We start from the raw sequence: 6926 nt of genomic DNA, 5'->3' as shown, positions 1-6926 counted from the left end.
GCGTTCGACTTGCATGTGTTAAGCCTGCCGCCAGCGTTCGTTCTGAGCCAGGATCAAACTCTCAGGTTTGATAAGAGTTGTCCCAGCCGTCACTGTCTCAAAGCTTTGACGAGAATTCTTCAACATCCCTGCCAGGCTCAGAAACCCGAAAGCTCCAAAACCAGAAGGCCGATCCGCAATCCTGCGAAACAGCCGACAAAGACGCCATTCCCTCCAGTCACGATCGCCAACCCAACCCCGAAGGACCTGGCCAGCCATCAAACAAACCGGAGAGACTTCTCATCCAAAAGAAACATGAAACGACTTGGGTCATCTCACAAACTCGAACCAATCGGAAAGGATACCGACCAGCCCGAGCCGCAGGACTTCCGCCGCCCACGCTTCTCTTTCTTGTCTCTACTACCAACAATGTCAAAGATCACGATCACACAAGATCGCCGGGTGATTAGGCGCCTCGGCGCTTTGCCACCCTGTTGCAGTTCCGACCGAAGTCCGAAAAGCTTGTCGAGGCGTTCGGCGAATTTTCGGACGAACCGTCTGGCTCGCCGGCGGCGCCGTCGCCGTCGATGGGTGGCTTATAGGCCGTCCCGGTTTGCGAAGTCAACGCGTTTTTTCCAAAAAAATTCGACCCCTTCAAAACTCCGGAAAATCGCCCGGAATCCGGGCCTTGCAGGCGGCAGCGCCGTCATCGGGCGGTCATGAAGGGGTTTCGCGGGCAAGTTTTTCGGCCGCTTCGAGATTCGCCGCCGGGCGTATTTTCGCTGCTCAGGACGGCTCTTCCGTCCCAATCGGGCGCCGTCGCGACGACTGGCCTCGCGGTGGCCAGTATCGGGAGGCCGGTCTTGGGGATGGCGTCGGGGGGCTGGCGTTCCGGAGGCGGGCACCGGGAAGTGATTGCGCCCTCTCCCACCGTACGAAGACCCGCCGCCGACGCCCCGCCGACCCGGCGTGCCGCTGGGGCCGCGGCCTTTCAGAGATTGCCGCCGGTCGCGAAGTCGTAAACCAGCTTGGCGTTCAGAACGACGATCACCACCGCGATCACGGCGGTGACGGCCAGCAGCCAGCGCGGCGGCCGGTGGGCGCCCATGCGCGAGGCGCTGGCCGAGAACATCACCAGCGGCACGACGGCGAAGGGCAGCTGCAGCGACAGGACGACCTGGCTCAGCACCAGGAGCTCGGCGGCGCCTTTTTCCCCGTAGGCGACGATGGCGGCGGCGGCGGGGATGATCGCCAGCCCGCGGGTGATCAGCCGCCTGGCGACGACCGGCAGGCGCAGCTTCAAAAAGCCCTGCATGACGATCTGGCCGGCGAGGGTCGCCGTGACGGTGGAGGACAGGCCCGAGGCCAGCAGCGCGACGGCGAAGAGAATCGGCGCGATGGACGAGCCGAGCAGCGGCTGCAGCAGCGCATGGGCGTCGGTCAGATCCTCCACCTGGCCGGAGCCGGAGCCATAGAAGGCGGCGGCGGCGAGAATCAGGATCGAGGCATTGACCAGAAAGGCGAAGCCGAGCGCCGCGCTCGAATCGATCGTCGCATAGCGGATCGCCTGTTCGCGCCCCTTCTCGTCGAGCGCATAGGCCCGCGTGTGAAGGACGCCGGTGTGGAGATAGAGGTTGTGCGGCATCACCGTCGCCCCGAGGATACCGAGGGCGAGGTAGAGCATCTGGTTGTTGGTGACGATTTCAGGCGAGGGAACGAGCCCGGCGAGCATCGCCGCGACCGAGGGCTGGGCGAGAATCAGCTGGCCGAGAAAACACGCCGCGATGACGAGAATCATCGTCGCGACGAAGGCTTCGAGGCGCCGGAAACCCTTGGCCTGGAGGTAGAGAATCAGGAAGACGTCGAGGGCGGTGACGACGACGCCCCAGACCAGCGGCAGGCCGAACAGCAGCTGCAGGCCGATGGCCGTGCCGATCACCTCGGCAAGATCGGTCGCCACGATGGCGATCTCGGCCAGCGCCCAGAGCGGCATCGACAGCCAGCGCGGAAAGAATTCGCGGCAGGCCTCGGCAAGGTCGCGGCCGGTGGCGATGGCGAATCTGGCGCAGAGCGCCTGGAGGAGGATTGCCATCAGCGAGGAGAGCAGCACCGCGGCGAGCAGCGCATAGCCGAACTCAGACCCGCCGGCGATCGAGGTCGCCCAGTTGCCGGGATCCATGTAGCCGACGGCGACGAGGAAGCCGGGGCCGAGAAAGGCGAGGAAGCGGCGCAGCGGATTGCCGCCGGAGACGGCGACCGAGCGGTAGGATTCGTCCAGCGAGGCTTCGCGTCCGGCACCCGCGAAGCCGTCGGCCGTCTCGATCCTTTGCTCAAAGGCTGACATCGTCGCTTCCCTTACGCATCACCGGCAAACGGCCGAAATGGACGGTGGGGTGCCGGCGAAATCGCCGCACGCCTCCCCGACCGTCACATCATGCAGCATGCCCATTCCTGATAATAATGCAAATCATTTGCAAAAACATTTTTGCGAGGCGCCGCCTGATGGGTTTTGCCGACCTCATCGGCCGTCCCGGGACCTCAAGACAGCTGCGGAGGCCCGCCATCTGCGCTTGTGTCAGGAGCGGACGCAGCGATGCGCCAGCTCGAACGACGCCTGCGACCAGACCGAGTGCGAGAGGCCCTTCGCCTCTCCCGCCGCAGGCGCTTCGGCGAGGCAGCAATCCCGCTGCCGCGCTGGAGTTCCGGTCGCGAGCCGACGAAACGGCCGTTTCGCCCAAGACCTGCGCCGATGCCCGCGGCCGCTCCGGCTTCACCGGCCGCAGGGGCAGACGGTTGCCACATCGGCCGGAACCGGGCAGGAGTTGGCGACGACAGCGTCGTGCTTTGCGAAAATCGGGACCGATTTCCGCAAAGCACGATGCGAAGATACAAGGCGTTAGAGCGTCCTTCGCGCATCCCCTGGGACCCGCGGCGCTCCAGTTGCATCAAGGAGGTGGCGTCGAAGCGATGAGTGCGGGGCGGGAACAGGGCGGAACCGGCGATCTCGAGGCGGTGCTGAAGGAGGCCGGCCTCAGGATCACCCGGCAGCGTCGCGTGATCCTGGCGATCCTTGCCGGCGGCGGCGACCATCCGGACGCGCTCGCCCTCTTCCGCCGCGCCTCGCGGCAGGATCCGTCGATCTCGCTGTCGACCGTCTACCGGACGATGAAGGTCCTGGAGGAGCGCGGCGCCATCCAGCGCCACACCTTCGAGGGCGGCCCGGCGCGGTTCGAACCGGCGGACGGCGTCCACCACGACCACCTCATCGACCTCGAGACCGGGAAGGTGATCGAGTTCCGCTCCGAGCGGATCGAGCGGCTGCAGGAAGAAATCGCCGCGGAGCTCGGCTACGAGATCGTCTCGCACCGGCTGGAACTCTACGGCCGAAGGCGCGGCGAGGACTGAGGGGTTAAAGCGCCGCGCGTCCGAATGGAGGCACGGCACTCCAAGTTATTGAATCTACAAATCGTGCTGTCCGAAAAACGATCGGGTAGGCCGTCATGTGGTAACGGTCTGCCCGAGATCTTTCGCCCGCGATCAAACGCGGATCAATACACCCGCTTCTTCGGCTCGATATAGTCGATCTGGTTGGACAGCGTGTAGGTGTGCACCGGCCGGTCCTCCAGCGTGATGGTCTTGTCCACCGTGTCGCAGAAGCTCAGCGTGTGCTTCATCCAGTTCTGGTCGTCGCGATCGGGGAAATCCTCGCGGGCATGGGCGCCGCGCGATTCCGTGCGGTTGCGGGCCGAATCCATCGTCACCACCGCCTGGGCGATGAGATTGTCGTATTCCAGCGTCTCGACGAGGTCGGTGTTCCAGATCAGCGAGCGATCCGACACACGAATGTCGTCGGAGGCCTTCCACACGTCGTGGATCTTGTGGTGGCCCTCTTCGAGGATCTCGCCGGTGCGGAACACCGCGCAGTTCGACTGCATGGTGCGCTGCATCTTGTCGCGCAGCTCCGCCGTCGAGGTCGAGCCCTCGGCGTAGCGGAAGCGGTCGAGACGGGCGAGCGCATTGTCGCCGGCGCCCACCGGCAGGTCCGGCTGGCTCTCGCCGGCGGTGACCGTCTCGGCGCATCGGAGCGCCGCCGCCCGGCCGAACACCACGAGGTCGATCAGCGAGTTGGAGCCGAGACGGTTGGCACCGTGGACCGACACGCAGCCGGCCTCGCCGACGGCCATCAGGCCGGGGACGACGGCATCCGGATCGCCGTCCTTCTTGGTCAGCACCTCGCCGTGGAAGTTCGTCGGAATGCCGCCCATGTTGTAATGGACTGTCGGCAGGACCGGGATCGGCTCCTTGGTGACGTCGACGCCGGCAAAGATCCGCGCCGATTCCGAGATGCCCGGCAGCCGCTCGTGCAGGACGGCCGGGTCGAGATGGTCGAGATGCAGGAAGATGTGGTCGCCGTCCTTGCCGACGCCGCGGCCCTCGCGGATCTCCATGGTCATCGAGCGGGAGACGACGTCGCGCGAGGCGAGATCCTTGGCCGAGGGGGCGTAGCGCTCCATGAAGCGCTCGCCTTCGGAATTGGTGAGATAGCCGCCCTCGCCCCTGGCGCCCTCGGTGATCAGGCAGCCGGCGCCGTAGATGCCGGTCGGGTGGAACTGCACGAACTCCATGTCCTGCAGCGGCAGGCCGGCTCTGAGCACCATGCCGCCGCCGTCGCCGGTGCAGGTATGGGCGGAGGTGGCCGAGAAATAGGCGCGGCCGTAGCCGCCGGTGGCGAGGATGGTCTTCTTCGCCCGGAAGCGGTGGATCGTGCCGTCGTCGAGGCAGAGCGCGACGACGCCACGGCAGACGCCCTCCTCGTCCATGATCAGGTCGATGGCGAAATATTCGATGTAGAACTCGGTCGCGTGGCGCAGCGACTGGCCATAGAGCGTGTGCAGGATGGCGTGGCCGGTGCGGTCGGCGGCGGCGCAGGTGCGTTGGGCGGCCGGGCCCTGGCCGAATTCGGTGGTCATGCCGCCGAAGGGCCGCTGATAGATCCTGCCGTCCTCGGTGCGGGAGAAGGGCACGCCGAAATGCTCGAGTTCGTAGACCGCCTGCGGGGCGTTCCTGACGAGATATTCGATGGCGTCCTGGTCGCCCAGCCAGTCAGACCCCTTGACGGTGTCGTACATGTGCCAGCGCCAGTCGTCCTTGCCCATGTTGCCGAGCGAGGCGGCAACGCCCCCTTGCGCCGCGACGGTGTGGGATCTGGTCGGGAAGACCTTGGTGATGCAGGCGGTCTTGAGGCCCGCCTGGGCGGCGCCGAGGGTGGCTCTGAGGCCGGCGCCGCCGGCACCCACCACCACGACGTCGAAGGTATGGTCGACGAAGCCGTAGGCCTTGCCGTTCTGGCCGGGCGCGGTGCGGTGCGGCTGGCCGGTTCCGTTGGTGGTTCCGTTCTCAGCCATGGCTCAGACTCCGAAGCTCATCTTGACGATCGCGAAAAGGCACGCCGCGGCGACGGCGATCGCAAAGAAGGTATTGAGGATGAGGAGCGGCAGCTTGGCGCCCCCATGGACATAGTCCTCGATGATCACCTGCATGCCGAGCTTCATGTGGATCGTCGCGGAGATCACCACGAGCCCCATGGCGATGCCGACGAAGGGATTGGCGAAAGCTTCGCGGACCCCTTCGTAGCTGTCGTTCATCAGGGTGAGAAGCAGGATCACGAAGAAGGTGATCAGGAAGACGTTGGCAATGGCGGTGAGCCGCTGCTGCCAGAAATGCTCGGTGCCGCCGGCGGGGCCGAGACCGCGGACGCGGCGAAGCGGGGTTCTGAAATCGCTCATGGAAACTGCCCCTTTCAGCCGAAGATCAGGATGCCGAGCCACAGAAGGACCGTGACGGCGAGCGAGGCGACGATCGTCGCCAGGGCGAGCTTCGTCGAGGTCTCCTTGGAGATCGCGTGGCCCATGTCCCAGGCGAAGTGGCGGATGCCGCCGAACATGTGATGGATGAGCGCCCATGTGTAGCCGAACAGGATCAGCTGGCCGATGATCGAGCCGAAGAAGGCCGAGGCGGTGGCGAAGGCGTCGGGGCCCGAAGCCGCGGCGACCAGCCACCAGACCAGCAGGATGGTGCCGACATAGAGCGCCCCGCCGGTGATCCGGTGGACGATCGACATCGCCATGGTCGGCCGGAACCGGTAGATGGTCAGATGCGGCGAGAGGGGCCGGGCGGATTTGACGTCGGACATCGGTGCCTTCCTGTCCATGCATGCGGCGGCTCGGGTGCCACCTTCAGGGTAGCGCGGCGCGGCGAACGGCCAATGGAAGCCTTCTAAAAGGACGAATGGCCTCATGAAAGCAAGCCTTTCGACGCAGGTGCAAAAAGAACGCTTCAGCTTAATCGATTAGGCCGGGGATCGGCGGCAAATCGCGCCGTAAGAGGCCGATCCTCATGCCGTTCGAGGCCGATTTCGCGAATCACCGCGGGCTCGGTTCGCGCTCGACGAAGCGGATGACGTAGCTCGCCCAGTCGGCCGGTTCGGCGACCTTTTCGTAGAGGCGGCGGCCGGTCCCCGGATTGCGCGGCGCATGCAGGACGAGCTTCGACCAGCCCCTGCCGTCGGCCTCTTCGGCCAGCACGTCGACCATCGCCTTGGCGATGCCCTTCCTGCGATGGCGGTGATCGACGAAGATGTGATCGGCAAGGCCGGAGCGCATGCCCGTCCACACATCGGGGATGTCGTAGAACAAAACGAAGCCGACGAGCGCGCCGTCGAGCCGGGCGCCGAGCACCTCGGCGGTGCGATCCTGTAACAGCTGCTCGGCATAATAGGCGTCGGGCGAGCCGGGCGGCCCGCGAAACAGCGATTGGTTGTAGGCGGCGATCAGCGGCGCGAGGTCGCGCGCATCGGCGAGCTTCAGCCGTCTGATCTCGATGTCCGGCGCTTCCGCGCCCTCGCCGATGGGTTCCATGGCCGAAGCTTCTTCACCGGAATCCGCAGT

General features: G+C 65.5%; 6 protein-coding genes and 1 rRNA gene. 1 reads left to right on the top strand and 6 read right to left on the bottom strand.

Annotation, left to right across the window (positions count from 1 at the left end):
- Positions 1–69 (bottom strand): 16S ribosomal RNA (locus tag E3C22_RS22220); the annotation flags it as partial.
- 901 nt (positions 70–970) lie between these two features.
- Positions 971–2323 (bottom strand): Nramp family divalent metal transporter, encoded by a 1353-nt coding sequence (locus E3C22_RS22215; RefSeq protein ID WP_134764078.1) that lies wholly within the window; start codon positions 2321–2323, stop codon positions 971–973.
- A 623-nt stretch (positions 2324–2946) separates the two neighbouring features.
- Here E3C22_RS22215 and E3C22_RS22210 point away from each other — a divergent pair.
- A complete protein-coding gene (locus E3C22_RS22210) occupies positions 2947–3384 on the top strand; it encodes a Fur family transcriptional regulator (RefSeq protein ID WP_134764077.1) in 438 nt (145 codons plus the stop codon).
- A 143-nt stretch (positions 3385–3527) separates the two neighbouring features.
- On the opposite strand, the gene sdhA is transcribed toward E3C22_RS22210, so the two are convergent.
- The 4 genes from sdhA to E3C22_RS22190 all read right to left on the bottom strand — a co-directional run bounded on the left by sdhA (position 3528) and on the right by E3C22_RS22190 (position 6896).
- Positions 3528–5384 (bottom strand): succinate dehydrogenase flavoprotein subunit, encoded by a 1857-nt coding sequence (gene sdhA / locus E3C22_RS22205; protein WP_134764076.1) that lies wholly within the window; start codon positions 5382–5384, stop codon positions 3528–3530.
- Between the two features lie 3 nt (positions 5385–5387).
- On the bottom strand, positions 5388–5765 hold the full coding sequence (gene sdhD / locus E3C22_RS22200; RefSeq protein WP_134764075.1) for a succinate dehydrogenase, hydrophobic membrane anchor protein: 378 nt from the start codon (positions 5763–5765) through the stop codon (positions 5388–5390).
- 14 nt (positions 5766–5779) lie between these two features.
- Entirely contained in the window at positions 5780–6172 is a 393-nt protein-coding gene (sdhC, locus tag E3C22_RS22195) for a succinate dehydrogenase, cytochrome b556 subunit (RefSeq protein WP_134764074.1), read from the bottom strand.
- A gap of 229 nt (positions 6173–6401) precedes the next feature.
- A complete protein-coding gene (locus tag E3C22_RS22190) occupies positions 6402–6896 on the bottom strand; it encodes a GNAT family N-acetyltransferase (protein WP_134764073.1) in 495 nt (164 codons plus the stop codon).
- Positions 6897–6926: the final 30 nt, after the last annotated feature.

The sequence above is a fragment of the Jiella endophytica genome, assembly GCF_004519335.1.
Classification (GTDB): domain Bacteria; phylum Pseudomonadota; class Alphaproteobacteria; order Rhizobiales; family Rhizobiaceae; genus Jiella; species Jiella endophytica.
The sequence above is the reverse complement of the archived record's forward strand: the minus strand, read 5'-3'. Positions and strand labels throughout refer to the sequence as shown.